Source organism: Burkholderia orbicola, from assembly GCF_900100915.1.
In the GTDB taxonomy this organism is placed as follows: Bacteria; Pseudomonadota; Gammaproteobacteria; order Burkholderiales; family Burkholderiaceae; genus Burkholderia; species Burkholderia orbicola.
The window spans coordinates 1,385,333-1,411,968 of record NZ_FNKW01000002.1; the positions used below are offsets into that span (position 1 = coordinate 1,385,333).

The window sequence follows — 26,636 nt, forward strand, 5'->3', positions numbered from 1 at the left end:
CACGCCTCAGCCGCCGCTGCGGCCCGCGAGCAGCTCGACGGCGAAATCGGTGCGCACGTCCTTCGCCGCGACCATCTGCTGCGCGATCCGGTCGATGTCGGCGCCGGTCGCGCCGGCCGCGACGGCGATGTTGCGCGCATGCAGCGCCATGTGGCCGCGCTGGATGCCTTCGGTCGCGAGCGCGCGCAGCGCACCGAGATTCTGCGCAAGCCCGACCGCGACCGCAATTTCGCCGAGTTCCTGCGCGGACGTCACGTTCATGATCTTCAACGCGAGGCGCGCGAGCGGATGCGTCTTCGTCGCGCCGCCGACGAGCCCGACCGGCATCGGCATCTCGATCGTGCCGACGAGGTCTCCGTTGGCGGCCTTCTCCCACGTCGTCAGCGACGTATAGCGGCCGCTGCGGCTCGCGTACGCATGCGCGCCGGCCTCGACCGCGCGCCAGTCGTTGCCGGTCGCGACCACCACCGGGTCGATGCCGTTCATGATGCCCTTGTTGTGGGTCGCCGCGCGGTACGGATCGGTCGCCGCGAACACGTATGCGTCGATCACGCGGTCGATCACCGCTTCGCCGGCGTAATCGTCGGTCGCGAGCGTCGCGGCCGAGTACCGTACCTCTGCGCGCGCCAACCGCAGGTCGGCGAGGTTGGACAGTATCCGCAACCGTACCTGGCCGCCGGTAATCGCCTCGATGCGCGTCGCGACGGTTTCGGCCATCGTGTTGACCGTGTTCGCGCCCATCGCGTCGCGCACGTCGACGATCAGGTGCGCGACGATCATCGCGCCGCGCGGCGTGTCGGGGAACACATGAACCTCGATGTCGCGGCAGCCGCCGCCGAGGCCGACCAGCACCTTGTCGCGACTGTTCGCGAGGGCGATCAGTTCGGCCGCATGACGCAGGATCGCGAGCCGCGCGCCATACGGATCGTCGACGCCGATCACCTGTACCTGCGCACGCATCAGCGGGCCGCTGCTCGACGTGCGGAAGCCGCCCGCCGCGCGGGAAAGCTTCGCCATATACGAGGCGGCCGCCACGATCGACGGCTCCTCGACGGCCATCGGCACGATCACGTCCCGATCGTTGATCCGGAAGTAGCCGGCCACCGCCATCGGCAGCTCGAACGTGCCGATCACGTTCTCGATCATCCCGTTCGCGGTATCGAGCGGCAGCGCGCCCGGTTGAGCGAGCAGCGCGTGCTCGGCATCGTCGAGCCCGACGATACGGGACAGGTGGGACAGGCGTTGCTCGGGCGTCAGCGAGCGGAAGTTCGGCAAGGCGGAATCGATCGGCATGATGGGTTGACTGTTGCGGGTGGCGATGTCGCCCGTCGGTGCTTGCGGCGGGCGGCGGACAGCCGAATAATAGTCATGCTGTACCCATTGAAAAGGTACAGACGGCGCAGACAGTCACTCAACCGTACCCATGACAGTGGGCCGTCCCGACGGAAGATTCCGATGAAACAGCGTGCAAAAGCCAGCCTGTCTGGCGCGATGGCGGACAATCTCGCCAGACAGATCGAGGAAGGGGTGTTGGCGGCCGGCACGAAACTGCCGTCGATCAGGGAATACGCTGAGGCATCCGGCTGCTCGAAGAACACTGTGATCAGCGCGTTCGAGATGCTCGCGGCCGACGGCCTGATCGAGCCGCGCCGCGGCTCGGGCTTCTTCGTCACACGACGCGCGGCGGCCGCGCCCGACCTCGACGAGCCGAGCTCGCTCGACCGCGCGATGGACATCGTGTGGCTGATGCGCGAGCAACTGCACGCGAAGCCCGACGTGCTCAATCTCGGCGAAGGCTTCCCGCCGATCGAGTGGCTCGAGGAAACGCGGCTGAACCAGTACCAGCAGCGCATCATGCGCACGAGCGCCGCGTCGCTCTTCCGCTACGGCAGCCGCTTCGGCTACCTGCCGCTGCGCCAGTCGCTGCAGCAGAAGCTCGCCGGCTACGAGATCGAGGCGCCGCCCGCGCAGATCGTGCTCACGCATGGCGCGAACCAGGCGATGGACCTCGTGCTGCGCTACTTCGTGCGCCCCGGCGACACCGTGCTCGTCGACGATCCCGGCTACTACCCGCTGTTCGGCAAGTTGAAACTGAGCGGCGCGAACATCGTCGGCGTGCCGCGTGAGATCGACGGCCCCGACGTCACGAAGCTGGCCGAGCACATCGCCGCGTACCGGCCGAAGCTGTTCTTCACGCAATCGGTCGGCCACAACCCGACCGCAACCGATACGAGCGCGGCCAAGGCGCACCGCATCCTGCAACTCGCCGACGCGCACGACCTGATCATCGTCGAGGACGATGCGCTGGCCGACCTGCGGCCGCGCTCGCTCACGCGCATCGCGACGCTCGACCAGTTGCGCCGCACCATCTATATCGGCAGTTTTTCGAAATCGGTGTCGGCCGCGCTGCGTGTCGGGTTTCTCGCGTGCAATGCGGCGCTTGCCAGCGATCTCGCCGACGTGAAGATGCTGACGCACGTCAGCAGCTCGGAATACTGCGAACGCACGCTCGATGCGATCGTCAGCGATGGCCATTTTCTCAGGCATACGAATCATCTGCAGGAGAAGCTGCGGCGCGCGACCGGTACCGCGCTCGATGCGCTCGGCCGTCTCGGCGCGGAAGTCTATCGGCCGTGCGAGCAGAACCTGTATCTGTGGGCCGCGCTGCCCGGCTGGCCGGATTCGATGCCGCTCGCGCAGGCGCTGCTGGAGCGCGGCGTGATCCTCGCGCCCGGGGCGGTGTTCTCGCCGCAGGCCGATCGTCCGTCGAAGTATTGCCGCTTCAACGTCGCGTATCTCGCGGACAAGCGGTTTGCGCAGGCGTTGCAGGCGGTGACCTGAAAACGAACGCGAGCCGCGCAACCGGCCGGCCCGCATTCGTCGCGCCACCCTGCTTACACGCGCCGCAACGGCCGGAACCCGGCACGCACTTCACGCGCAAACAATTCCGGCTCCTCCCATGCCGCGAAGTGCCCGCCCTTGTCGACTTCGTTGAAGTAGATCAGGTTGTGATAACTGCGCTCGGCCCAGCTGCGCGGCGCCTGGTAGATCTCGCCCGGAAACACCGTGATCGCCGCCGGCAACGAGATATCCACCGCGTTGAAGTTGTTCGAGTGATCCTCCCAGTAGATCTGCGCAGCCGACGTCGCTGTATTGGTCAGCCAGTACAACGAAATGTCGTCGAGGATCTCGTCGCGCGGAATCGAGCGTTCCGGTACACCTCCGCTATAAGTCCACTGCGAAATCTTGTCGTACATCCACGCAGCCTGCCCGGACGGAGAATCCGCCAGCGCATAGCCGACCGTCTGCGGCCGCGTGACCATCATCGCCGAGTAGCCGCAGTTGTCGCGATAGAACGTCGCGAGCTTCTCGTACGCGGCCTTCTCCTTCGGCGACAACGAAGCCGGCGCGGGCGCATCGGTCGCGAGCAGCGTCGCGATCTCCGGCGGCACCGTCGCCGGCATGTTCACGTGAATCCCGGCCAGACCTTGCACGCGCTGCATCGCCATCCGGTGCGAGATCACCGAGCCGCAGTCGCCGCCCTGCGACACGAAACGCGTATAGCCGAGCCGCGCCATCAGCTCGCCCCACGCTCGCGCGATGTGGTCGGAGCCCCAGCCGGTCTTCGTCGGCCGGCCCGAGAAGCCGAAGCCCGGCAGCGACGGCACGACGACATGAAACGCATCGTCCGCGCTCGCGCCGTGCGCGGTCGGGTCGGTCAGCGGGCCGATCGCCTTCAGCAACTCGAAGATCGAACCGGGCCAGCCGTGCGTCATGATCATCGGCATCGCGTTTTCGTGCCGCGACCGCACGTGAATGAAATGAATGTCGAGCCCGTCGATTTCCGTGATGAACATCGGGAAACCGTTCAGGCGCGCCTCGCCCTTGCGCCAGTCGTAGTCGGTGCCCCAGTAGCGCAGCAGCGCCTGCATGCGCGCGAGCCGCACGCCCTGCGATTCGTCGGCGACGGTCTCGCGGCCCGGCCAGCGCGTCGCGGCAATGCGGCGGCGCAGGTCGGCCACAGCTTCATCGGGAATGTGTGCGGTGAACGGGCGTATGCCGTTCGCGCCGGTGGCGGCATGCAGCGCGGTGGGCAGCATCGCCGAGACCCCGGCGGCCACGGAAGTGGCCAGCAGGTGGCGACGCATCGGGGAAAACGGTGTGGAAGACATCGTTCGGCATCTCCTTTCGTGAAGTGGAAAGTGAACATGCCGCGCGCGGAATCGCGCCCAGGCTTTCAATCAGGCGCGCCCTCGTCACGCGGCGTCGCCTATTCGAAAGGTCTGATGTATCCCGGATTTGTCTGATTTGTACGCGTTTGTAGCTGCTGCGAGGCGAGCGAACACGCTTGCGCGGCCGCTCGCCGGTGCGGCGCTCAGAGCGCCTTGACGATCGCGCCGTCGACGCGAATGTTCTGCCCGGTGATGTAGCCCGCGCCGTCCGACAGCAGGAACGCAACCGTCTTCGCGATCTCTCCGGTCTTGCCGAAGCGCCCGGCCGGAATGCGCGCGACGATCTCCGGCGTTTCCGGCCAGCTGTCGATGAAGCCCGGCAGCACCGCGTTCATCCGGATATTCTCGGCCGCATAGCGTTCCGCGTAGAGGCGCGTCCACGCGCTCAACGCCGCGCGCAGCGCCGACGACACGGGCATCGGCTGCTCGGGCGCGTCCGCCGCGAAGCTCGAGATGTTCACCACCGCACCGCCGCCCTGCTTCTGGAAGATCGGCGTCACGCGGCGCATCACGCGCACCACGTTCAGCAGGATCAGGTCGAGGCCCGCGTGCCAGTTGTCGTCGGTGATCGCCAGCAGCTCGCCCTTCGGCGGATGGCCGGTGTTGTTCACGACCGCGTCGATCCGCCCGTAGCGCGCGATCGTTTCCTGCACGAGCGTGTCGATATCGGCCTCTTCCGTCACCGAGCCCTGGATGCCGAAGCCGCCCAGTTCCTCGCCGAGCGCCACCGCGCTGCCCGACGGCGACATCAGCGCGACGCGATAGCCCGTCGCCGCCAGTTCGCGCGCGATCGCCGCGCCCATGCCCTTGCCCGCCGCCGTGATCAACGCCACTTTTTCTACAGTCACGATCCGCTCCTCATTCCGATTCTGCCGCCGCGCAGCCGCCATTCGGCGCGCCATGGTGGTAATGTAGGCGCATCGATTCCGGCTGTCGAACCAGTATTTCTGCCGCCAGCCGATAGTTTTTCTACAGCCTGACGATGCCGCCACGCCCTTCCCGTCTGCCGCCATTGAATGCGCTTCGTGCGTTCGAAGTGTCCGCGCGGCACCTCAATTTCCGCGCCGCCGCCGACGAGATCGGCGTCACGCAGGGCGCCGTCGCGCAGCAGGTGCGCCACCTCGAGGACGTGCTCGGCCTGAAGCTGTTCGAGCGCCTGCCGCGCGGCCTCGCGCTCACGCACGACGGCGCCGCGTATTTCTCCGACGTGCAGCGCGCGCTGCATGCGATCGCCGACGCCACCGACAAGCTCGTCAAGCGGCGCGCGGCGCTCACGATCAGCACGACGCCGTCGTTCGCGTCGAAGTGGCTGATCCCGCGGCTCGCGCAGTTCACCGAAGCACACCCCGACTACGACGTGCGCGTGATCGCCGATCCGCAGATCGCGACGTTCCGCCACGATGGCGTCGATCTCGCGATCCGCTACGGCAAGCCGCCGTTCGGCAAGCATCTCGCCACCCATGCGCTGTTTCCGCTCGACGTGTGTGCGGTGTGCAGCCCCTCACTGCTGACCGCGCCGGCTTCGCCACGCGCGCTCGCCGGGCAGGTGCTGCTGCACGACGCGCATGACCTGTGGCCCGAGTTCCTCGCGGCGATGCCCACACCGGTCGACGTCGATCCGCACAAGGGGCTGCGCTTCAACCAGACGTCGCTCGCGATCGATGCGGCCGTCGCGGGCCAGGGCATCGCGCTCGCGACCGAGCCGCTCGTCGAGCGCGACATCGCCGCTGGCCGGCTGTGCAAGCCGTTCGACTTCGCGTTTCCGCTGTCGATGGGGTTCTATCTCGTGTATCCGGCCGAGCGCCGCGACGACGATGCGATCGCGGTGATGCGCGCGTGGATGATCCAGGCCGCGTCGGACGGGCGGCCTTGAACGGATCGGGTGCGCTTGGCCAGCGTCAGGGCGCGATCCAGCGAGCTTCGTAGCCGCGTTCGTTCAGATCGAATACCGCGCGACGATGGCCGGCGCGCGCGAGTTCGAGCCAGTCGATGCGCGTGACCGTCATGTGGATCAGGCAGAAGTTTTCGTAGCCGTCGGCGGTGGGTGCGGTGCTGTCGATATACGCGGCTTCAGGCGCTGCAACCGGCGTGCCGGGCGGCAGCGGCGCGCGATACAGCAGCAGCGTATGCGGGCGGCTCGTTTCCCAGATCGCGCGCCGTTGCGCTTCGTCGTCACAGATCGACGCAACGCCTTCCGCACGAATCTGCACGAGCGCGTCGAGATCGTTGGCGACGATCGAGAGACGCGGATCGCGACGCAACTCCGCGACCTTCTCCGAACGTGCATCGGTATGAAACGACAGCACGCGCTCGACGCGATTCACCTGGCGCAACACGATCGTCCGAACCTTCGGCGCACCATCGAGGCCGAGCGTCGCCGCCTGCAGCATCGTGAACGGCGAGCGCTGCACGTTGACGCCGGATTCGAGGCAGGACCACAGGCGGTCGTAGGTTTGCGCGAGCGATTCGGACATCGAGTCGGGGGTCGAGTCGGACATGGGGGCGGCGATCGTCGGTGTTTCGATCACGCCAGCTTAACCGTTTGTTTCGGCGACGGCTCGCATGGAATGCGCCGCCGCCGTTGTGCCGGTCAGTTGTAGCCGAGCACGACCGGCGCCGCATCGCCTGCATCGGGCGCCGGCTCCGCGCCGAAGCGGCCGAGCACGTCGGCCACATATTGCGGCCCGGCACTGATCTGCGACGAGCGATGCTTCGCCGGCCGCGTGTCGTCAGCGCCGGAGGCTACGCCCATCGATGCCGTTTCGTTGACGGTGATATTCACGCTGATGTCTCCTCACGCGGCCAGCGCCGCACCATACGCGCGCACGAGGCGCGCGACGCCTTCCCGGATCGCATCGACGTCCGGCGCGGCGAACGACAGGCGCAGCGACGCTGCGTCGACGTTGTCCGCGAAGAACGCCTTGCCGGGTACGAACACGATCTTGTTCGCGATCGCCTGTTGCAGCAGCACGTCCGACGACACCGCACCGAGCCGCGCCCACACGAACATCCCGCCTTCGGGACGATGGAATTCGATCGCATCGCCGAAGCCGTCGCGCAGCGCATCGCACATCGCGTCGCATTTGCGCCGGTACGCGGCCGTGATGCGCGGCAGATGACGTTCGAGCGCACCGTCGGCCAGATATTCGGCGGCGGTCGCCTGCGTCCACGGCGTGCTGCACAGATCGACCGTCTGCTTCGCGATCACGCAACGCCGCGTGATCTCGGCCGGTGCGATCGTCCAGCCCACGCGCAGCCCCGGCGCGACGATCTTCGACAGGCTCGCGAAATGCACGAGCCAGTCGCGCGCGCCGTCCACCTCGCCGGCCAGCGCGAGCATCGACGGCACGGCTTCGCCGGCGAAACGCAGGTCGCCGTACGGATCGTCCTCGACGATCAGGAAACGGTATTGCACCGCGAGACGCAGCAGCTTCAGCCGGCGTTCGCGCGTGAGCGTCGCACCCGTCGGGTTCGCGAAGGTCGGGACCGTGTAGAGCAGCTTCGGCTGCGCGATCGCGCCGGACGCGAGTTGCGCTGCGAGGCGATCGACGTCGAGGCCTTCGCCATCGACGGGAATCGTCACGATGCGCGCCTGTTGCAACCGCATCGCCTGCAGCGTGGCCGGGTATGCCGGCTGTTCGGTCAGCACGACGTCGCCGGGCGACACCATCACGCGCAGCAGCAGGTCGAGGCCCTGCTGCGAACCGGTCGTGACGAGCAGTTCGGCCGGCGTGCACGCGACGCCGCGACGCGCCATCAACGCGATCAGTTGCTGTTTCAGTTCGGCGAGGCCGTCGGTCGGGCCGTATTGCAAGCAGCGGACGGGCTGTGCGTACGCGCGTTCGGCGGCCGCGTTCAGGCCGTCGACGTCGAACAGGTCGCTCGCCGGATAGCCGCCCGCGAAGGAAATCATGCCCGGTTCGGACAGGTACTTGAACAACTCGCGGATCGGCGAGCCGGCAGGGTTTTGGAATGAGGGCGTGAACGCGTACATGTCGTCGTGTGCTGGTGGGCGCGGACGGCCGGGATAGCCGCCGAGTGCCGGCCGCCAAGGCGCTTCTGGCGCCGCGGCGGTGAATTCGAGCCACGATTGTCGATAGTCATTAAGGGCTCGGCAAACGATATCTATGCACTAGGTCTTGCGGTTTGGTCATTAAATGGGGGGCGACACGGGGCGTGGATTCGATGCCGGTTTCGGCCGCTGGCCTCACCGCATCAAAGATTTCTGCTCCGAAGCCACGCACGGATAACCTCGATGTGCCGTGCCTTGCATTCCAGCGGCAACCAGTGTCCGGCCGGCATCGTTGTCACGGTCAGGTCTGCGCATGCCGCACGCATGGGGTCACCCTGGCGATTTCCGGTGATGCTGCAGATCTGATCGAATTCGCCGTTGACGAACAGCACCGGCTGCGAGAGACGGCCGCCATCCGGCGCGTTGCGCGCGTAATCGATGTTGGCCTCGTCGTTCAGATACCACGCACAGGCGGGACGGAAGCCATGCGTATTGAACGACGCTACCAGCGCTTCAAAGTCCGCCGGCGGCCACAGAGCCGGATCAGGGCGAGTCGGCGGCGCCCGATGCGCGGCATCGAAACGCCCTCCATTGCGGGTGACGACGGCATTCGGCGACACCTTGCCGATACCGTCGGGGTTGCCCGGTCGAAAAATCGACGCCAGCGACGCCGTCCGGTCCGCGTCCAGGTCTGCGACCGCCGCGTCGAAGTGCGTCATGTAGTAGCGGTAGTAATCCCACTGACCATCGGGATACTCGTCGGCGGGATAAATCGTCCGGTCGACCAGTGGAACGACTGTGCTCAGTGCGTGCCCACCGGGTTGATAGGCCAGCGAGGTCAGCACCACACCACGGCTGCGCCCCGGCTCGTGCGCGGACAGCTCGGCGGCCACCACGCTCCCCCAGTCATGCCCGACCCAGATCGCAGGCGTGCCGCCGAGGTGGTCATGAAGCTCGGTCATGTCCGTCACGACGGCCTCGATGGTGTAGGCGTCGTTGGCTTCAGGCGCAGAAGAGCCGCCATAGCCGCGCAAGTCCGGCGCGACGCAGCGCCAGCCGTCGGCGGCGAAGGCTTCCATCTGTGCGCGCCACATCAAACTCATGCTCGGCCAGCCGTGCAGAAAGAACATCAGCGGTCCCTCGGCCGGCCCACTCTCGAGATAGTGCGTCGACTGACCCGTCATGTTGGACGTGCGCGATACCAGCGGGTGTCGATATGTTTCCGTCATGATTCAAGGCTCCAGTCGAATTCAGAGGTATGCTAAACGTGAAAGGCCCGTTCGCCGCGCTACTTGCGATCGATCATCAGCGCCACGCCCACCAACGCGATGCCGCCGGAAATCAGCTTCACGCGCGTCAACGGCTCGTGCAGCACAAGTGCGGAGAGACACAGCGCGATCACCGGCGCGGCATAGTTGAAGGTATTGGCGAGCGTCGTCGAGACCTGAGCGTTGAGCGTCAGGAACACGGCGTAGCCGATCAGCGTGCTCGCCACGACGAGAAACGCGAGCGCTGCCCATGCCGCAGGCGGTACGCGCGCAAGGTGCGTCGTGGCAGCGATTCCCGACACGACAACGATCGCGCCGAGCAGCGCGCCGGCCGATATCAGCTGTATCGCCAGGCTGATCACGGGATCGCGAGGCAACGCCAGTCGCGGCGCAAGCAACGATCCGACTGCCCAGGCTGCAGTCGCGATAAGCGCAAGCACCGCGCCCATCGGCCGGAAGTCGTCGCCGGTAGCAGACGTCCAACCCATCTGCGCGAGGCCGGCAAAGCCGATGGCGACCCCAGCGATCTGACGGCCGGTCAGCGGCTGGCGAAACACGGCCCATGCGAACAACGCCAGAAAGAGCGGCGAAGATGAACCGAATAGCGCGGCCACGCCTGCCGGCAGAAAATGCGTCCCCCAGATCGCGAGTGCCTGACTGGCCACCAGCATGGTGACGCCAATCAACGCCGCCCCACCCGACTCGCGGCCTGACGCAGGCGATCGGCGCCAGCGCGCCAGCGCGAAAGGCAGGACGACCAGCGCCGCGAGCGAGAAGCGCAATGTCGCCACCATCAGCGGATGCAACGCGTTCCCGGCCACCTTGAAAGCCAGGAAATTGGCGCCGTTGTAGAACCATTGGTAGCCGACGGCGAGCGCGACCCACCCGCGATGCGCGCTCCAGCGGGTATGGGCCGTGGTTGTCGCAGTCACTTTCCACTCTCCTCCCTGACGAATCCGGCGATCGTGGCCTCCTTGCCGCCGGAGCACAGGCTCATGAAATGCTCGCTGTACGGGGCTGCCCCGGGACCGTTGCGGTCGACGACCTCGTATGCGATGACTTCAATGCTACCGAGCGCATCGTTATCCCGATAATGCGGACGTTTTATGGCTGTTATCCATCTACTGAATAACGGCGTTATGCTTGCCCTGCTTTTGCAATAGACCCAACTGGAACGCACGGAGGCGCCAGTGGACTCCCGCCTTATCGAATACTTCTTGCGTGTTGCCGAACTCGGCAGTATCAACAAGGCCGCAACTGACTTGCGGCTCTCCCAGCCGGCGCTGTCGCGCCACATCGCGTTGCTCGAGCATCAACTTCGCGCGAAGCTTTTTACGCGAACGCAGGGCGGCGTTCAGCTGACGGAGGCCGGTACGCTGCTGGTGGAGCGCGCTCGGCCCATTCTTCGTCAGTTGACGTCGTTGGTCGAGCAGGTGGGCGACCGCGCGGCGGGCCAGTTGGCAATAGGCATTGCGCCTTCCTGGCGCAATCTGTTCACATCGAACTTCGTGGCGCGCCTGGTCGCCGACTATCCACGCGTGAGACTTCGTGTTCACGAGGGCGTGAGCCACGAGCTTCGTGACGTCATGCATGCCGGCATGCTGGACCTCGCCATCGTCCCGTTCGAAGCGTCGCCGCCGCAGGGCTATGTCCATACCCCGCTCGTTCGGGAGCCGCTGATTCTCGTGAGCGCCAAGGATGCTGGCTTGAGACCTGACAAAGCAGTGCCGCTGTCGCGTCTCAGAGATCGCAAACTCGCGCTGGCGGGAAAACAAAATGTGATCCGTTCGACCATCGAGCACGCGATGGCCCGTCGCAATTTCGAACTCGACATCCTGTTCGAACTCGATGCGATGCATCTGTCGATGGACCTCGCGCGGCGGGGAATCGCGGACACCGTGACGCCATGTTGCGCGGTCAGCGGCAACGCGTTCTGGGAAGATTCAATCTCGTGGAGTCCGATCCGGGGCGCCTACATCACCTGGGCGCTCTGTGAAAATGCGGCGCGCTCGCATTCGCCAGCGGTGCTTGAAGGCAAGCGGATGGTTCTCGGGATGGTCGACGAAATCATCGACAGCCAAATCTGGCGCGGTGCCGAGCGGCTGCCGTTCTTCAACTAAGCCAGTCAGAACCCGCGATGCTCATCGAGCACCGCACATTCGCTGCAAGTCCGCCTTGAAGGATTCACATGGAATACATCATTCGCTAGGAAGTCCCCTCCGTATCTGCCTATATCGAGATTCGCGTCGCTGCCGGGCTGAGCCGAAAGTCCGAGCAGGCCGCAACGATCGGATTGAAGCATGGCCTTTTCAGCGTAGTGGCATACTGGGGCAGCGTTCCGATCGGAATCGGCAGGGTAATCGGCGACGGCGGTTGTTTCTTCGAGGTCGTGGATATTGCCGTATTGCCGGCCCACCAGAAGAAGGGCGTGGGCGATCTGATCATGCGCGCGCTCATGGGCTACATTCACGAGAATGCGCCGCCAACCGCGTATGTCAGTCTGATGGCGGATCACGGGACGCCGAAGTTCTATGAGCGCTATGGCTTCCAGCCGTCGGTGCTTCCGAAGAAAGCGGGAATGTTTCTTCGCATTCAATGACGCATGACGCTCGGAGCAATGCAATGCATGGATACGTGCTGCGCTTCTGCTGTCGCACTCAAGTCGTTACAAAGACGGACAGGATAGTGAAGGCCGCGTGAGATCAAACGTCGGCCTCCGCCTGGCACCGGATGACATCCAGCGTCACGCGCCAGTAGAGCACCAGATGCTTGCGGATAACCAGCGTCGGAAAGCCGTGCATCGTGAACGAGAGCATCGTTCCGCCGCGAGTGGGCTCCAGCGCGAAATCCAGCGTCGTGTAGCTGGCTGGCTCGTCCGGCAGGTTTGACAGTGTGCTCAGGTGTGTCCAGCTGAAGCGCCGCGGCGGATCCCAGCGCAAAATGCGTCCACGGTTCTCGAACGGTACGTGCTGTCGCCCGCGTACAACGATCGAGCCGCCGGCGCGCCCCTCATGCTCGACAGAGACGGGCATGGCTTCATCACCCATCCACTCGGCCATTCGCGCGGGATCGGCAAGTCTGGCCGCCAGGATCTCGACGGGCGCGGCGACGAAGATCACACGTTCAACGGGCTCATGACACGGATGATCGGATGTCGCGCTCATAAGGCATCGGAAACGCTTCGTATTCGAAAGGTCCATGGCCATCGACAGCGGTCAGGAACGGTCGCCTGCTCCTGCCCGCAAGCGCAAGCCGCATGGAATGTAACCTACGCGAGGGCGATGTACTTGCTCATCGGTACGCACGCCAATTCCAATCCACGTGAAGTCCGATAGGCCGAAATCGAATCGCCCGTCCAACCACACCTGCGATAGAACGGCGCGGCGTTGAGCGTGGCATCGAGGCGCATTTCGACCAGGCCATGTTCGGCGGCCAACGCTTCGAGAAAGCACAGCACCTTGCGGCCAATGCCACGTCCCATGTGCGATGGACGGACGAAGATTGCGTCGACCTGCCCGCTCTCGACTGTCAGCATGCCGGTGCCAACAACCCGTCCTGCATCGACGGCAACGTAGAAGTCACGTTCGACGACGCTCGCCCATTTATCGGTGGGTATCCCATCGACCCAACCCGAAAGAGCGGCCTCCGAATAGTAACCGGCGCATGCAGCATGCACTGAGGCTTTGCGTATATCCCATGCGTCGCCGGCGTCATCGCCACCCGCCTTTCGTATCGTCAGCATGTCGCTCTCCCCGGTTCGAGCAATCGCTTCGATACGCCTGCAAAGGCTCGCGGGACGGAAACACTTACTCTGTCATGCATGCAACCACTCCTGTTTGAGCCAATGCAATCCGGAGCGACTGAAAAGACACGGCCCCGTCATGATGGCGGGGCCGTAGCGGACATGTGTGTGCGATGGATGCGTCATGTCTCCCACGACTCGCCATAGGCAGTCATGGTGCACATCATGGATTTGAGCGCGTTGAAGTTCATGCGAATCATATTGCCGTGCCACGACGTGGCCGTCAATGGCCGTCCGGAGATCGAGCGATTCGAGTAGTCGAGGCAAATGCCTCAACCCGCGAATGCGCCATTCAGACAAACGCCTTACACGTCTCCTTCGACGCAGGTTACCCGACGGTCGTCGACCCGACGCGGCGGATGGGGTACGAGTTGTGCCATGCCGGACGACGTGGCACGATACCGCCTCGATCATGCGGGGCCGCGTGGTGCGTTACGGGAATAAAAAAATAATGCTTTCACGTCGATTGCGTTGGTACGTGCTCACAACGGCACGGGTGCTGCACAGGCACTGGCAGGCGCTATGCCTTGGTGTCCTGCTGCTACTGCCCACGATGCCCGTGTTCGCACAGTCCCGCCTCCTGGGCGCGCCCGTACTCGCGCCTTTGGCGCCAGGGCATGGCTTCGCATGGCGGTTTGTCTGGGTGCATATGCTTGAAGCCGTCGGCATGCTTTGGGTGATGGTCCAGCGCACGGCCATTAGCGGCGGCCCGTTCGCCGTATTTGCCAAATCGTTGCCTGTTTCCGATCGGCGTCGCCGTACCCTGGATGCAACCGTCGTGCTGATCGCCAGTACGCCGCTGCTGTTACCCGTCATTGCCGCGGCGACCGCGTTAGCTTACTTGCCGGACAAGGTCTCGAACTATCTGTACGTGATCGGTTTGATGACGATTACGCTTGGATGGCAATTGGCCGCGTTGTCGCGCAATATCGGTAACGGAGCGCCGTTGGTGGTGGCCAATTTCACTCTGGTCGGCGCGCTGCAGACCGGTAACGCCGTGCGGACGATGCTGCTGGCAGCGTCGTTGATCATGGCTGCGTTCGCATTGGTCCGTACGCCTGCGGCATCCTCTTCGCGCGCGACGCAGTTCGGTACGACGTGGCGTCGACCAGTCGGTCACGTCTCCGTCAATACGGCACGTTGGCTCCCGGCTGTCGTAAAACTTCAGCTCGGTATTCTGGGGTGTCACTTCGCAGGAACCGTCAGCCGCTGCGTAGTCATGGGTGCGGTCACTGTTTCCACTTGCTACGTGGCTGACCTGTGGGGTTTCGACGCACGTGTCGTGCCGTTGACGCTGATCGCACAGGCCGTGATCGCGCTGATCGCGGCGACGACCTATCGCGATTTGTGGGCAAGTCATGTTCGGGCCGCCCATTTCGTGCGGTCGCTCCCGCTACGCTCGATTGTGCAGGTTCGTGCGGATGTGCTGACGGTCACCGCGCTCGCACTGCCATTTGCGGCCGTTGCGCCACTGCTTCTGGTCGTGCACGGCGTCCTGTCGGTACGCGTCGCCGTCGGAATCGTATTGGCGGGGGCGCCACTGCTTGCGCTGCTGCGTTTGCCGCAACGCTATGCGTCGACAGAATCCGTATTGCTCGGCGCGATACTCGCCGTGGTCTGGATCGCCGCAGCATGGCACATCTTCATCTGATCGACTTCACGATGCTTCGAATTGAAAACATCCGCAAACGTTATGGCGAGCGCGTCATATTCCAGGGGCTCCATCACCGATTCGGAGCGGGCTGTGTAGCGCTTTGCGACGAGAACGGCAGCGGCAAGTCGACCTTGCTGGGCATCCTGGCCGGGACCGTCGATGCCGATGAAGGCGATGTCTGGATCAATGGCCATTCGCTACGTGAAGCGCCGCTCGAGGCAAAGTCCTCGCTCGCATACGTGCCGGACGACTGCATGGCGTATCCGTTCCAGACCGGACGCGAGTTCCTGGAATTCGTCGCCTCGACCAAGAAGACGGTAGTCGACCACGTCACGCTCGAAGTCGCGCATCGTTTCGGGTTGGCGCCGCACCTGGAAAAGCGCTTTGAGCAGATGTCGCTCGGCACGCGCAAGAAGATTTTCCTGAGTGCCGTCACACTCGGGAAACCCTCGGTCATCGTTGCGGACGAGCCCAGCAACGGGCTCGACGCCGCTGCGCGCGGCGTCCTCATGGACATGTTCCGCACGCTCGCAGAAGATCGGGTGGTGTTCTTTTCGAGTCACGATCCCGAATTCACGGAAGGCTGCCGTGCGAGAACAATCAGTTTTGCCGATCTTGGTGCGGTTGGATAGCACGCGAGTCTAGCTATCCAGTCAGTCATCCCGATACCCGAGGATCTCGATGCCGCGATTGTCCATCGCCGATGGACGACCGGACAACGAGAAGCAGTCGACCGGGGACGAATTCCGGCCGATTGCCGACAACCAAGGGGCGGCAGTAGCCGCCCCTTCGCCCATCGATCAACCACCCACACCCCGATTGGCCTCGATCACCGTCAGCGCAGCCATATTCACGATCCGCCGCACGGTCGCGCTCGAAGTCAGGATGTTCACGGGAGCATTAACGCCGAGCAAGAAAGGCCCCACCGCCACATTACTCCCCGCCTCGGTCTTGAGCAGGTTGTAAGCAATATTCCCCGCATCCACATTCGGACAAACCAGCAAATTCGCGGCCCCCTTCAACGGCGACATCGGCAGCAGTTTCGCGCGCAGCCCTTCATCGAGCGCACAGTCACCATGCATCTCGCCATCCGCCTCGATATCCGGCGCCTGCTCGCGCACGATCTCCAGCGCCCGACGCATCTTCACGCCCGAAGCCGCACTCCCCGACCCGAAATTCGACCGCGACAGCAGCGCCACCTTCGGCGTCAGGTTCAGCCATTCCATCTGCCGCGCCGCCGCGATCGTGAATTCCGCGATCTGCTCCGCATCGGGGTTGTCGTTCACGTGCGTATCCACCAGCGCGACCGTCCGCTGATCGAGCAACAGGATGTTCATCGCCGCGTAGGTCGAAGCCCCCGGCTTCTTGCCGATCACTTCGTCCACGAACCGCAGGTGATTGTGATACTCGCCCACCGTCCCGCAGATCATCCCGTCCGCGTCGCCGAGCTGCACCATCATCGCGCCGATCAGCGTCAGGCGGCGGCGCATTTCCACGCGCGCCATTTCCTTCGAAATGCCGTCGCGGCAACGCAGTTCCCAATACTTCGTCCAGTACTGCGGGAAGCGCTCGTCATATTCCGGATTGGTCACTTCGACATCCTGACCGAGTCGCAGGCGCAGGCCGAACCGCTCGATGCGCGCCAGCAGCACCTCCGGGCGACCGACCAGAATCGGCCGCGCAAGCCTCTCGTCGACGATCACCTGCACCGCCCGCAGCACGCGCTCATCCTCGCCTTCGGTGAACACGATCCGCGCCTTGCCTCCGTCGCGCACGAGCTGACGCGCGGTCGCGAACAGCGGCTTCATGAATGCGCCCGAGTGATAGACGAATTGCTGCAGCTGCTCGACGTACGCATCGAGATTCGCGAGCGGACGCGTCGCCACGCCACCTTCCATCGCCGCCTTCGCGACGGCCGGCGCGATCCGCACGATCAGGCGCGGATCGAACGGCTTCGGAATCAGGTATTGCGCGCCGAACGACACGTCGTACGCACCATAGGCCGCCGCGACGACTTCGTTCTGCTCTTCCTCGGCCAGCCCCGCGATCGCATGCACCGCGGCAATTTCCATCTCGCGCGTGATCGTCGTCGCGCCCACATCGAGCGCGCCGCGGAAAATGTACGGGAAACAGAGGACGTTGTTGACCTGGTTCGGGTAGTCCGAGCGGCCCGTCGCGATCACGACGTCGTCGCGCGTCTCATGCGCCAGTTCCGGGAAGATTTCCGGCGTCGGGTTGGCCAGCGCGAGAATCAGCGGGCGCGCCGCCATCTGCTTGAGCATCTCGGCCGTCAGAATGCCGCCGACCGACAGCCCCAGGAACACATCCGCGCCGCCGATCACTTCGGCGAGCTTGCGCGCGTCGGTTTCCTGCGCGAAACGCGACTTGGCCGGGTCCATCAACGTGGTGCGGCCGCGATAGACGACGCCCTCGATGTCGGTCACCCAGACGTTTTCCACCGGCAGCCCGAGGTCGACCAGCAGGTCCAGGCACGCCAGCGCGGCCGCGCCGGCGCCCGACGTCACGACCTTCACTTCCTTGATGGACTTCCCGACGACCTTCAGCCCGTTGATGAACGCGGCGGACACGGTAATGGCCGTGCCGTGCTGATCGTCGTGGAAGACGGGGATCTTCATGCGTTCGCGCAGCTTCTGCTCGACGGTGAAGCATTCCGGCGCCTTGATGTCCTCGAGGTTGATGCCGCCGAACGTCGGTTCGAGGCCCGCGATGATGTCGATCAGCTTGTCCGGGTCGGTCTCGTTGATCTCGATGTCGAACACGTCGATCCCGGCGAACTTCTTGAACAGGACGGCCTTGCCTTCCATGACCGGCTTCGACGCGAGCGGGCCGATGTTGCCGAGACCGAGCACGGCGGTGCCGTTCGTGATCACGCCGACCAGGTTGCCGCGGCTCGTGAAGCGGTGCGCCTGCAGCGGATCGGCGGCGATCGACTCGCACACGCTCGCCACGCCGGGCGTATAAGCCAGCGCCAGATCGCGCTGGGTCACCAGCGGCTTGCTCGCCACGACCGAGATTTTCCCGGGGGTCGGAAACTCGTGATAGTCGAACGCGGCCTGCTGCTGTGTCTCTGTCTGTTTCATGTTCTGGGTCTCGGCGTGGGCGCCAGGCCAGTCCCGGCGCGATCCATGAAGAGGATTCTAGGGATCTGCCATAACGTTATGATTCTGTTTTAATATCGGTCCATCACTTTTTCCTGATGAATGCATGACCAGTCAATGAATTTTGATGCAAACGACGTGGTCAGGCGGCTCGGCGCGCGTTTGAAGATCCGGCATCTGGTGCTGTTGCTGCAGATCCAGCAGCACGGCTCGCTGACGCGGGTCGCCGAGCACATGGCGAGCAGCCAGCCGGCCGTGACGAACGCGCTGTCCGAACTGGAGAGCATGTTCGGCACGCCGCTGTTCGAGCGCTCGTCGCGCGGCATGCGGCCCACGGCGCTCGGCGCGGTCGTGCTCGAGCGCGCGAAGGCGATGATCAAGGATCTCGACCACCTCGCCCGCGAGATGGAGGCCGTCGCCGCCGGGCATGCGGCCCATCTGCACATCGGCGTGATTCCGTTCATCTCCGGCCAGATGCTGTCGGCCGCGCTGAAGCGGCTGCAGGCGCGCATGGAGCGGCGCCTGACCGTGACGATTCACGAGGGCACCAGCGATCAACTGCTGCTGCAACTCAAGGATCACAGTGTCGATATCGTGATCGGGCGCGCGTCGTCGGCGATCGATCTCGGGCAGGTTTCGTTCGAAGTGCTGTATCAGCAGCAGCCGCGCATGATCGCGAGCCGGCGGCTGGCGGCAAAGCTCGCGCGCACGCCGCTCGACTGGCACAAGCTGCACGCGCTCGACTGGATTCTCGGCGCGCCGCATACGCCGATGCGCGAACAGGTGACCGACCTGTTCCTGTCGGCCGGCATCGCGCCGCCCGTGCCGATCGTCGAAAGCTACTCGTCGAAGCTGATCGGCGAAATGATCGCGTCGAGCGACGAAGCCGTATCGATCGTGCCGGCCGATATCGCGGAGGAACTGGTGCGGATCGCCGGCGTGGCGATCGTGCCGTATTCGCTGGTGTGGACGCTGCCGCCCATTGCGCTGTTCACGCGCTCCGCCGATTCGCGGTCGCCCGCGCGGGATTTGCTCGTCGACGCGCTACGCACGGTGTGCAAGGAGACTTACGGGGACGCGCAGCGATAGCGCGCTACTTGGCGGCGGCGAGGCGGCGGAGGATTTCCGCACGCTCGGCGCTCAGCACGTGGTCCGCACCCTCGCCCCTGTCGTAGCGCTGGCTCGTCCGGTAGGAAAAGCGCTTCGCGTATTGATTGGCGGCGGGATCGAACGCCCATGCGTCGACGTCGAAGAAGTGCTTGCCGAAATGATCCTCGCCCTTGCCCCACACATAGTCGGCCCGGACGAACAGCGGATACGGCGACACCGCCGGCAAGTTCCACATCGCGCGATCGGCCATCTCCGTTTCGGTGACGATCGGCATCAGGTTCTCGATCTTGCCGTTCGCGCCGACACGCAGGACGGCCACGCGCTCCAGCATGCCGCTGCCGCCGCCTGAAAACGTTCCGGCTAAAAACACCCACGAGCCGCCGGATGCAATCGGCAATCGTTCGGACCGCGGATTCAGACCGAACTGATACAGCTCCTTGGCGGAACCGGGGACAAGCGTCGGCGGCATCTCGAAGCACGGCGCATGGTCGGGAAGCACGCAGAGCTTCACGCCGGACAGCGGGAGCCCGTCGGCATCGAGCTTGCCCTGGGCCTGGGTGAAGCGCGGGAATGCGGTTTCGCTGGGGGCGGCTTGAACACACGCGATGCCGACGACCGCCATGCCCGAGATCACCGCGAGCGTCTTACCGATCCAGCGCATACCGCACCCTCTCTCATTATTTACAGCGGCATATTGTCAGTGATCTCGCCGGCTGCCGCCAACCGGCATCGCCGGCATCGGTTCAGTCGGCGAGGCCATGCGGCGAAGCCTACGCCTCCGCAATGGGCACGTTGCGCAACGCCGTGACCAGCTTGCGCCCGGCGTCCTCGATGTGCCGCACGAGGCCCTGGCAGGCCGCCTCCAGGTCGCGGGCACGCAGCGCATCGAGGATGGCCATGTGCTCGGTGCGGCTGTCGCGGCTGTGGCTCATCACGTCGTACTGGAACCGCAAGTACCTTTCCGCCTGCAAATGCAGCCCGTCGAGCGTGACCAGCAGGCGCCGGCGGTTGCCCTTCTCGTAAAGCGTGCGGTGGAACAGCCAGTTCGCCTGGCTCTGTTTCGCGGGGTCGTTGCCGAGGTGTTCGACCTTGTCGATCAGGTCCTCCGCTTCGCCCAGCACGCTCTTGGTCAGGAACGGAAACGCCATTTCGAGCGCGAGCGGCTCCAGGCGCGAACGCATCATCCACAAGTCCTCGGCCTCGGTGGCATGCAGCGGCGCCACCGTCAGGCCGCGCTTGCCCTCCTGCCGGGCGAGCCCGTCGGCTTCCAGGCGCACCAGCGCCTCCCGGATCGGAATCCGGCTCACACCATATCTGACCGAGAGGTTCTCCTGGATCAGCGGCGTTCCAGGCGGCAATTCTCCCCGCAGGATGTCCTCGCGAATCGCTTCCGCGACCAGCGTGTTTGGGGGTCGCAATGCATACCTCCGGCTTGATTTTTTTGACTTGCCAATTGTATCTTGGCACCGATATGCTACCAATGTATCCAAAATACATAATATGGATACATAAGACGATTTGCGGTGTTGCACGTCGTCGTCCTGCACCAGAGCGGCGAAACCCGGGGGCCAGCAGGCTGCCGACGGGGTCGCGAGCGAGGGGCTGGCGTGATTCAAAACAAGGCACCGGTCAGTTGCCGGGCGTGACGGGAAGTTCTCAACCACACTCGCAGGAGAGCCGCACTTGAAACGAGCAAATTCATCCAGCGCATTCAAGCTTTCGCTGAACGCCACGCTTTCGGTGTTGGCGTTCGCCGCCGCGACGGCAGCGAGTGCAGACCCGGTCGTCGTGAAGATCGGCAGCGTCGAGCCGTTGACCGGCGGGATCGCGCATCTTGGTAAAGACAACGAAAACGGCGCGCGCCTCGCGGTGGAGGAAATCAACGCGAAAGGCCTGACGATCGGCGGGCATTCCGTCACGTTGCAGCTCGACGCCCAGGATGACGCAGCCGACCCGCGCACGGCCACGCAAGTGGCCCAGAAGCTCGTCGACGACAAGGTGGTGGCCGTGGTCGGTCACCTGAACTCGGGTACGTCGATCCCGGCCTCGAAGATCTACAGCGAAGCCGGCATCACGCAGATCTCCCCGTCCTCGACCAATCCGGTCTACACGCAGCAAGGCTTCAAGACCACCTTCCGGGTCGTGGCCACCGACGCGCAGCAAGGCCCGGCGCTGGCCAACTATGCGAAGAAGCTGGGCAACATCCACCGAGTGGCGATCGTCGACGATTCGACCGCCTACGGCCAGGGCCTGGCGAACGAATTCGAGAAGCGCGCGAAGGAGCTGGGCATCACCGTGCTGTCGCACGATGCCACCAGCGACAAGGCCATCGACTTCCGCTCGGTACTCACCAAGATCAAGGGCGAGACGCCTGACGCGATCATGTACGGCGGCTCGGATTCGACCGGCGGCCCGTTCGCCAAGCAAGCCAAGCAGCTCGGCCTGCGCGCACGCGTCTTCACGGGCGATGGCGTCTGCACGGAATCGTTGGCCAATCTCGCCGGCGATGCGACCGAGAACGTGGTGTGCTCGCAGGCCGGCGCGGCGATCCAGACGATGCCGGGCGGCGAGGCGTTCCAGGCGAAGTACAAGAAGCGCTTCGGACAGGTAGTCGAATACGACGCGCCGTTCGCCTATGACGCCGTGTACATCATCGTCGATGCGATGAAGCGGGCGAAATCCACCGACCCCGCCAAGATCCTCGCGCAGATGCCGCCGACCGACTATCACGGCGTGATCGGTGAAACCCAGTTCGATTCGCATGGCGATCTCGCGCATGGCGTGATCTCGCTGTACGTCTACAAGGCAGGCAAGAAGACGTTCCTCGATCAGGTGAAGATGTAAGCGGGTCATTGCCCGGGATCGCGGAATCGAGAAATCGTGCAGGGCGGATTTTTTCAGGCAAAACCCCGGATCTTTTTGAAGGAGAGCCGTTGTGTCCGTAATGACGTATTTCGAATTCCGCGATCAGCTTAAACGCGCGCGGCTGACCGTACGGGAATTTGCGAGCCTGGTGAAGATGAATGAAAATTCAATCACCAATTATTCACAAAAAGGTGTTGTGCCGTCTCACCTCGCGGTAATCGCGCTCTTGATGGGCGAAATGGCCGACCATCAAATCGAATTTCGCGATATTATCGATCAAATGGAAATCGAGCAGAAGAAACCGCGCGGCGCGCCGATCAAGTTCGGCATGAGCCACGCCAAGCCGGCCCTGCAGGGCTGAGCAGCTGTAGCGCCTGCGGCTTGCGACATGCATGCCGCAGCGCGAATCAAACTCCCGGATTAAAAACAAAAACGTAACAACAATAAAAGAGATTCGCTTTTTGATGTCGCAGTCGAGCAATGCAGTTCCATCATTCGAGGGCCGTAAAAATAACCATGAACAATACTATCGAGGTACGTAGTACCAGCTTTGCTTTGAGCCAGCAAGAATTGGCAGATTTTCATCGCAACGGCTATATCGGGCCGTTCGATCTTTATCCCAGCGACCAGATGGAAGCCAACCTTCAGGCGCTGCGCCCCAAGCTGCTGAACACCAAAAAGGCCATCTACAGCCAGGAAAAATCGATTTCCGGCGTGACCAATCTGGCCAATTACGATCGCCATCTCGATGTCGACTTCCTGGCCTCGCACATCACGCGCCCGGAAATCACCGACCGGGTCGCGAGCATTCTCGGCCCGGACGTACTGTGCTGGCGCTCGGAGTTCTTCCCGAAGTATCCGGGCGACGAGGGCACCGACTGGCATCAGGCCGACAACTTCTCCAACGTGGCCGGCTCCAAGCACCCGCAGATCGTGTGGCCGGAGGATGCGCAGTTCGGCGGCACCATCACGGTCTGGTCGGCGTTTACCGACGCCACCATCGAGAACGGCTGCCTGCAGTTCATTCCCGGCACGCATCGCACCATGAACTACGACGAATCGAAGGTCATGGAGTATCGCGAGGACGCCATCAACAACCGGGAAAAACAGGGCGTGCGCCGCGGCTTCTTCGGCTACGACTACCGGCAGCTGCAGAAGGACCCGAACTGGAGCCCGGACGAGAGCCAGGCCAAGTCGATGGTCATGCGCCAGGGCCAGTTCATCATCTTCTGGTCGACGCTCATGCACGCGTCGCATCCGCACAGCGGGCTGACCGACAAGATGCGGCTGGGCTTCGCCGCGCGCTATCTGCCCAACTCGGTGCGCGTCTATCCGTATTCCAACACGCTGGAGGAATTCGGCGGCAGCGCCAGTCTCGACAAGTTCGGCTGCGTGCAGGTCGCGGGCCAGGATGCCTTCGGTCACAACCGTTTCGTCACCGAGAACGTCAACGGCTTCCGTTTCCAGGCCAACTAATCCGGCAGGAGCACTAAACACCATGAGCAATCGCAACGATATCACCGACATCGAGGCGTGGCTGGTCGAGGCCTGCGGTGCATTGGGCCTGCGGGTCGAGAACGCCGACAGCGACTTCTTCGCGGCGGGCGGCACCTCCATCACCGCGGTCAAGCTGCTTTCGCGCGTGGAGGAGCGCTTCGGCGAGGATGCGCTGACCCCGGAGGCACTGTTCGAGCACAGCCGCCTGTCCGACATCGCGAGCCACATCGCGCAACACAGCGAAACGCGCACCTCGTGACGCAGGTGCAAGCCGGCGCGGCCCAGGCACGATGGTGCCTGGTTCCGCGCCCCGTGGCCGCTCCCCGGCTGCGGTTGATCTGTTTCGCCTATGCGGGCGGCAGCGCCGACCTGTTCCGCAACTGGGTCGAGCACCTCGCCCCGGATGTCGAGCTGGTGGCGGTGCGCCTGCCCGGCCGCGGCATGCGCCTGCGCGAACCGCTGTACGGCGAATGGCCCGCGCTCGTCGAGGATTGCGCGAGCGCGCTCGCACCGTATCTCGGCGAGCCGCACGCGCTGTTCGGGCACAGCTTCGGCGGCCGTCTCGCCTACGAGATCGCGCAGCGGATGCGCCCGGTGCTGCCGCCGGGCACCTGCCGGGGGCTGTTCATCGGCGGTTGCCGCAGCCCCGACAGTCCGCAGGCGCGGCCTTACCTGCACGAACTGCCGGAGCCGGCGTTCCGCGCCGTGTTGCGCACCATGGGCGGCACGCCGACCGAGGTGCTCGAGGATGAACGGCTGATGAGCCTGATGCTGCCCATCATGCGCGCCGACATGCGGCTCGCGGAGCTGTGGGGCAACTGGCACCGCACGCCGCTCGACGTACCGCTGCATGTCTACTACGGGCACGCCGATCCGATCGACAGCGAGGCCAGCGTAGCCGGCTGGCGCGGATTCACCACATCCGGATGCGAGCTGGTCGGGTTCGACGGCGCGCATTTCTTTCTCGATAGCCATCGCGAACCGTTGCTTGCGCACATGGCCACTCGTTTGAGGAGCTAGTTCGATGAAATCGCTTCGCTGCGATGAAGCCGCATGGTCGCTTCACGAGCGGATCAACCAGACGTCCGTGCCGTACCCTGACGACGCGAGCATCGGCGAGTTGTTCGACCGCGTCGTGGCGCGCCGGCCGGACGCGGCAGCCGTGATCACCGCGAGCCGGACCTGCACCTATCATGAGCTGGACGATTGCGCCAATGCGCTGGCCTGGCGCCTGATCGACGAGGGCGTGCGCCCCGGCGACGTGGTCGCGCTGGTGCTGCCGCGCGGCGTGGATCTGGTGGCCGCCTTGCTCGCGATCGTCAAGGCCGGCGCGGCCTACCTGCCGCTCGACGCGGCCTGGCCCGCCCCGCGCATCGCGCACCTGCTCGAGCAGACCGGCTGCCGCCATGCGTTGTACGGCGCGGCCGGCCCGGCGCCCGCGGCGCTCGGCGCGTGTCGCGCGCTGCCGGTGTCGGTCGACGCGCTCCGCGAGGAAGGCCGACGCGAAGCGCCCCACGGGCGCGCGACGGCGGCCTCGATCGCCTATATCAACTTCACGTCGGGCTCCACCGGCCAGCCCAAGGGTGTGCCGATCGAGCATCGAAGCGTCGCGCGGCTGGTCTTCGGCGCGCGTTATGCGCGGCTCGACACGGAGAGCCGCGTGCTGCAGATGGCGCCGGTCACGTTCGATGCCGCGACCTTCGAGATCTGGGGACCGCTGCTCAATGGCGGCGCGTGCGTCGTCTACGAAGACGGCTTCGTGCGCGCGTCGCGCCTGCGCGACCTGATCGAGCGCCACCGGATCAACCTGCTGTTCCTGACCACCGCGCTGTTCAACGCGCTCGTCGACGAAGCGCCGGCGACGCTCGCGAGCGTCGAGACGGTGCTGACCGGCGGCGAGGCCCACTCGCTGCGCCACATGAACGAGGCACTGCGCCGCTACGGCGCGGACCGGATCGTCAGCGTCTACGGTCCGACCGAATGCACGACCTTCACGACCTGGTATCCGGTGCACGAGATCGGCCCCGACGAAACCATGCTGCCGATCGGCCTGCCGATCCAGAACACGCGCCTCTATGTCGTCGACCAGGGTGCGCTGTGCCGCGCCGGCGAGCCCGGCGAGATCTGCGTCGCGGGGCCGGGCCTGACGCCCGGCTACCTCGGCATGCCGGAGATCACCCGCGAGCGCTTCGTCGAATACGAGATCGCGGGGCGACGCGAGCGGCTCTATCACACCGGCGATATCGGCTATCTGCGCGAGGACGGCGTGCTGGTGTTCAAGGGGCGCCTGGACGACCAGGTCAAGATCAACGGCTTCCGGATCGAATTCGGCGAGATCGCGTTCCATCTGCAGAACCGGCCCGAAGTGCGGCGCAGCTATGTGACCGTGCATGACAACGGCATCGAGAAGCGGCTGGTGGCGTTCGTCGTGCCCAAGAGCGAAGCCAGCGGGGCCGAGCAGATTCGCGCCGCGCTGGCCGAGGTCCTGCCCGCATACATGGTGCCGGCACAAATCCATCTTTGCGACGAACTGCCGATCTCGGCCAACGGCAAGATCGATCATCGACATCTGAAACAGACACTGGAGTGACAAGCATGAGCCTGAGCAAACGCGCCCAATATTTCCAGGATCTGCTGGCGGATCGCGGCCTGCAGATGGAAGTCCTCGAACTGCCCGCCTCCACGCGCACCGCCGACGACGCCGCGCGCACGCTCGGCTGCCAGAAGGCGCAGATCGTCAAGTCGCTGGTATTTCGCTCGCTGGCCGACAACCGGCCGGTGGTGGTGCTCGCCAGCGGGCCGAATCGCGTGAACGAGGCGGCGATTTCCGAATTGATCGGCGCGCAGATCGTCAAGGGCGATGCCGACTTCGTCAAGGAAACCACCGGCTTCGCGATTGGCGGCGTGCCGCCGTTGGGCCACCGGGAGGAAGTTGCGCTGCTGGTGGACGAGGACCTGCTCCAGTTCGACGAATTGTGGGCGGCGGCCGGTACGCCGAGCGCGGTGTTCAAGATCACCGGCCGCTTCACCGACGTGCTGCCCGCGCATCGCGTGGTCTCCGTGAAGTAACGAGGCTG

27 protein-coding genes are annotated in these 26,636 nt (G+C 64.6%); 14 read left to right on the top strand and 13 right to left on the bottom strand.

Features of this window, described 5'->3' with window-relative positions; all coding sequences use genetic code 11:
• Positions 1 to 6: 6 nt before the first annotated feature.
• Positions 7 to 1,293 carry a hydroxymethylglutaryl-CoA reductase, degradative gene (locus tag BLS50_RS23155; RefSeq protein WP_012338747.1) on the bottom strand — a complete coding sequence of 429 codons (1,287 nt, stop codon included), beginning with the start codon at positions 1,291 to 1,293 and terminating at the stop codon, positions 7 to 9.
• Between the two features lie 162 nt (positions 1,294 to 1,455).
• Between BLS50_RS23155 and BLS50_RS23160 the strand changes: the two genes are divergently transcribed.
• Positions 1,456 to 2,841: an aminotransferase-like domain-containing protein gene (locus BLS50_RS23160; protein WP_074804332.1), complete on the top strand. Its 1,386-nt coding sequence runs from the start codon at positions 1,456 to 1,458 to the stop codon at positions 2,839 to 2,841.
• Between the two features lie 53 nt (positions 2,842 to 2,894).
• Here the strand turns inward: BLS50_RS23160 and BLS50_RS23165 are convergent, their stop codons facing one another.
• Both BLS50_RS23165 and BLS50_RS23175 read right to left on the bottom strand, forming a co-directional pair.
• The gene (locus tag BLS50_RS23165; protein WP_074804334.1) at positions 2,895 to 4,172 is read right to left on the bottom strand and encodes an epoxide hydrolase family protein; all 1,278 of its coding nucleotides are present in this window, start codon (positions 4,170 to 4,172) and stop codon (positions 2,895 to 2,897) included.
• A 203-nt stretch (positions 4,173 to 4,375) separates the two neighbouring features.
• The gene (locus tag BLS50_RS23175) at positions 4,376 to 5,080 is read right to left on the bottom strand and encodes an SDR family oxidoreductase (protein ID WP_074806633.1); all 705 of its coding nucleotides are present in this window, start codon (positions 5,078 to 5,080) and stop codon (positions 4,376 to 4,378) included.
• A 134-nt stretch (positions 5,081 to 5,214) separates the two neighbouring features.
• On the opposite strand from BLS50_RS23175, the gene gcvA reads away from it, so the two are divergent.
• On the top strand, positions 5,215 to 6,105 hold the full coding sequence (gene gcvA / locus BLS50_RS23180; RefSeq protein WP_074804337.1) for a transcriptional regulator GcvA: 891 nt from the start codon (positions 5,215 to 5,217) through the stop codon (positions 6,103 to 6,105).
• A gap of 25 nt (positions 6,106 to 6,130) precedes the next feature.
• On the opposite strand, the gene BLS50_RS23185 is transcribed toward gcvA, so the two are convergent.
• From BLS50_RS23185 to BLS50_RS23205, 5 genes are all read right to left on the bottom strand, one after another.
• Positions 6,131 to 6,730: a pyridoxamine 5'-phosphate oxidase family protein gene (locus BLS50_RS23185; protein WP_074804339.1), complete on the bottom strand. Its 600-nt coding sequence runs from the start codon at positions 6,728 to 6,730 to the stop codon at positions 6,131 to 6,133.
• 92 nt (positions 6,731 to 6,822) lie between these two features.
• Complete coding sequence (locus BLS50_RS23190; protein WP_074804341.1) at positions 6,823 to 7,014, bottom strand: hypothetical protein; 192 nt, start codon at positions 7,012 to 7,014, stop codon at positions 6,823 to 6,825.
• Positions 7,015 to 7,026: 12 nt separating this feature from the next.
• Positions 7,027 to 8,226, bottom strand: a complete 1,200-nt coding sequence (locus BLS50_RS23195) for an aminotransferase-like domain-containing protein (protein WP_074804343.1) — start codon at positions 8,224 to 8,226, stop codon at positions 7,027 to 7,029.
• A gap of 221 nt (positions 8,227 to 8,447) precedes the next feature.
• A complete protein-coding gene (locus BLS50_RS23200; protein WP_074804344.1) occupies positions 8,448 to 9,473 on the bottom strand; it encodes an alpha/beta fold hydrolase in 1,026 nt (341 codons plus the stop codon).
• A 59-nt stretch (positions 9,474 to 9,532) separates the two neighbouring features.
• Positions 9,533 to 10,444, bottom strand: a complete 912-nt coding sequence (locus BLS50_RS23205) for a DMT family transporter (protein WP_074804346.1) — start codon at positions 10,442 to 10,444, stop codon at positions 9,533 to 9,535.
• Between the two features lie 258 nt (positions 10,445 to 10,702).
• On the opposite strand from BLS50_RS23205, the gene BLS50_RS23210 reads away from it, so the two are divergent.
• Both BLS50_RS23210 and BLS50_RS23215 read left to right on the top strand, forming a co-directional pair.
• A complete protein-coding gene (locus BLS50_RS23210; RefSeq protein WP_074804348.1) occupies positions 10,703 to 11,632 on the top strand; it encodes a LysR family transcriptional regulator in 930 nt (309 codons plus the stop codon).
• A gap of 173 nt (positions 11,633 to 11,805) precedes the next feature.
• Positions 11,806 to 12,111: a GNAT family N-acetyltransferase gene (locus BLS50_RS23215; RefSeq protein WP_256334118.1), complete on the top strand. Its 306-nt coding sequence runs from the start codon at positions 11,806 to 11,808 to the stop codon at positions 12,109 to 12,111.
• 103 nt (positions 12,112 to 12,214) lie between these two features.
• On the opposite strand, the gene BLS50_RS23220 is transcribed toward BLS50_RS23215, so the two are convergent.
• Positions 12,215 to 12,676 carry an SRPBCC family protein gene (locus BLS50_RS23220; protein WP_074804350.1) on the bottom strand — a complete coding sequence of 154 codons (462 nt, stop codon included), beginning with the start codon at positions 12,674 to 12,676 and terminating at the stop codon, positions 12,215 to 12,217.
• A 104-nt stretch (positions 12,677 to 12,780) separates the two neighbouring features.
• Positions 12,781 to 13,254 carry a GNAT family N-acetyltransferase gene (locus BLS50_RS23225; protein ID WP_074804352.1) on the bottom strand — a complete coding sequence of 158 codons (474 nt, stop codon included), beginning with the start codon at positions 13,252 to 13,254 and terminating at the stop codon, positions 12,781 to 12,783.
• A 472-nt stretch (positions 13,255 to 13,726) separates the two neighbouring features.
• On the opposite strand from BLS50_RS23225, the gene BLS50_RS23230 reads away from it, so the two are divergent.
• Both BLS50_RS23230 and BLS50_RS23235 read left to right on the top strand, forming a co-directional pair.
• Complete coding sequence (locus BLS50_RS23230) at positions 13,727 to 14,965, top strand: hypothetical protein (protein ID WP_124621125.1); 1,239 nt, start codon at positions 13,727 to 13,729, stop codon at positions 14,963 to 14,965.
• A gap of 11 nt (positions 14,966 to 14,976) precedes the next feature.
• Complete coding sequence (locus tag BLS50_RS23235) at positions 14,977 to 15,600, top strand: ABC transporter ATP-binding protein (RefSeq protein ID WP_074804356.1); 624 nt, start codon at positions 14,977 to 14,979, stop codon at positions 15,598 to 15,600.
• Between the two features lie 168 nt (positions 15,601 to 15,768).
• On the opposite strand, the gene BLS50_RS23240 is transcribed toward BLS50_RS23235, so the two are convergent.
• Positions 15,769 to 18,069, bottom strand: coding sequence for an NADP-dependent malic enzyme (locus BLS50_RS23240; protein WP_074804358.1), 2,301 nt, complete (start codon positions 18,067 to 18,069; stop codon positions 15,769 to 15,771).
• Between the two features lie 135 nt (positions 18,070 to 18,204).
• Between BLS50_RS23240 and BLS50_RS23245 the strand changes: the two genes are divergently transcribed.
• Entirely contained in the window at positions 18,205 to 19,176 is a 972-nt protein-coding gene (locus tag BLS50_RS23245) for a LysR substrate-binding domain-containing protein (RefSeq protein ID WP_074804360.1), read from the top strand.
• A gap of 4 nt (positions 19,177 to 19,180) precedes the next feature.
• Here the strand turns inward: BLS50_RS23245 and BLS50_RS23250 are convergent, their stop codons facing one another.
• Together BLS50_RS23250 and BLS50_RS23255 are read right to left on the bottom strand one after the other, a co-directional pair.
• Entirely contained in the window at positions 19,181 to 19,858 is a 678-nt protein-coding gene (locus BLS50_RS23250) for a hypothetical protein (RefSeq protein WP_074804362.1), read from the bottom strand.
• A 109-nt stretch (positions 19,859 to 19,967) separates the two neighbouring features.
• A complete protein-coding gene (locus BLS50_RS23255; RefSeq protein WP_074804363.1) occupies positions 19,968 to 20,615 on the bottom strand; it encodes a GntR family transcriptional regulator in 648 nt (215 codons plus the stop codon).
• 304 nt (positions 20,616 to 20,919) lie between these two features.
• Between BLS50_RS23255 and BLS50_RS23260 the strand changes: the two genes are divergently transcribed.
• The 7 genes from BLS50_RS23260 (at position 20,920) to BLS50_RS23290 (ending at position 26,628) form a co-directional block, all read left to right on the top strand.
• On the top strand, positions 20,920 to 22,041 hold the full coding sequence (locus tag BLS50_RS23260) for a branched-chain amino acid ABC transporter substrate-binding protein (RefSeq protein WP_412668071.1): 1,122 nt from the start codon (positions 20,920 to 20,922) through the stop codon (positions 22,039 to 22,041).
• A 100-nt stretch (positions 22,042 to 22,141) separates the two neighbouring features.
• A complete protein-coding gene (locus BLS50_RS23265) occupies positions 22,142 to 22,423 on the top strand; it encodes a hypothetical protein (protein WP_011694535.1) in 282 nt (93 codons plus the stop codon).
• A gap of 155 nt (positions 22,424 to 22,578) precedes the next feature.
• The gene (locus BLS50_RS23270) at positions 22,579 to 23,538 is read left to right on the top strand and encodes a chlorinating enzyme (protein ID WP_074804367.1); all 960 of its coding nucleotides are present in this window, start codon (positions 22,579 to 22,581) and stop codon (positions 23,536 to 23,538) included.
• Positions 23,539 to 23,560: 22 nt separating this feature from the next.
• Positions 23,561 to 23,818 (top strand): phosphopantetheine-binding protein, encoded by a 258-nt coding sequence (locus BLS50_RS23275; protein ID WP_023475379.1) that lies wholly within the window; start codon positions 23,561 to 23,563, stop codon positions 23,816 to 23,818.
• Between the two features lie 5 nt (positions 23,819 to 23,823).
• Positions 23,824 to 24,579 carry a thioesterase II family protein gene (locus tag BLS50_RS23280; protein ID WP_074806636.1) on the top strand — a complete coding sequence of 252 codons (756 nt, stop codon included), beginning with the start codon at positions 23,824 to 23,826 and terminating at the stop codon, positions 24,577 to 24,579.
• Between the two features lie 4 nt (positions 24,580 to 24,583).
• Positions 24,584 to 26,149 carry an amino acid adenylation domain-containing protein gene (locus BLS50_RS23285; protein ID WP_074804369.1) on the top strand — a complete coding sequence of 522 codons (1,566 nt, stop codon included), beginning with the start codon at positions 24,584 to 24,586 and terminating at the stop codon, positions 26,147 to 26,149.
• Between the two features lie 5 nt (positions 26,150 to 26,154).
• On the top strand, positions 26,155 to 26,628 hold the full coding sequence (locus BLS50_RS23290; RefSeq protein ID WP_012338768.1) for a YbaK/EbsC family protein: 474 nt from the start codon (positions 26,155 to 26,157) through the stop codon (positions 26,626 to 26,628).
• Positions 26,629 to 26,636 lie beyond the last annotated feature (8 nt).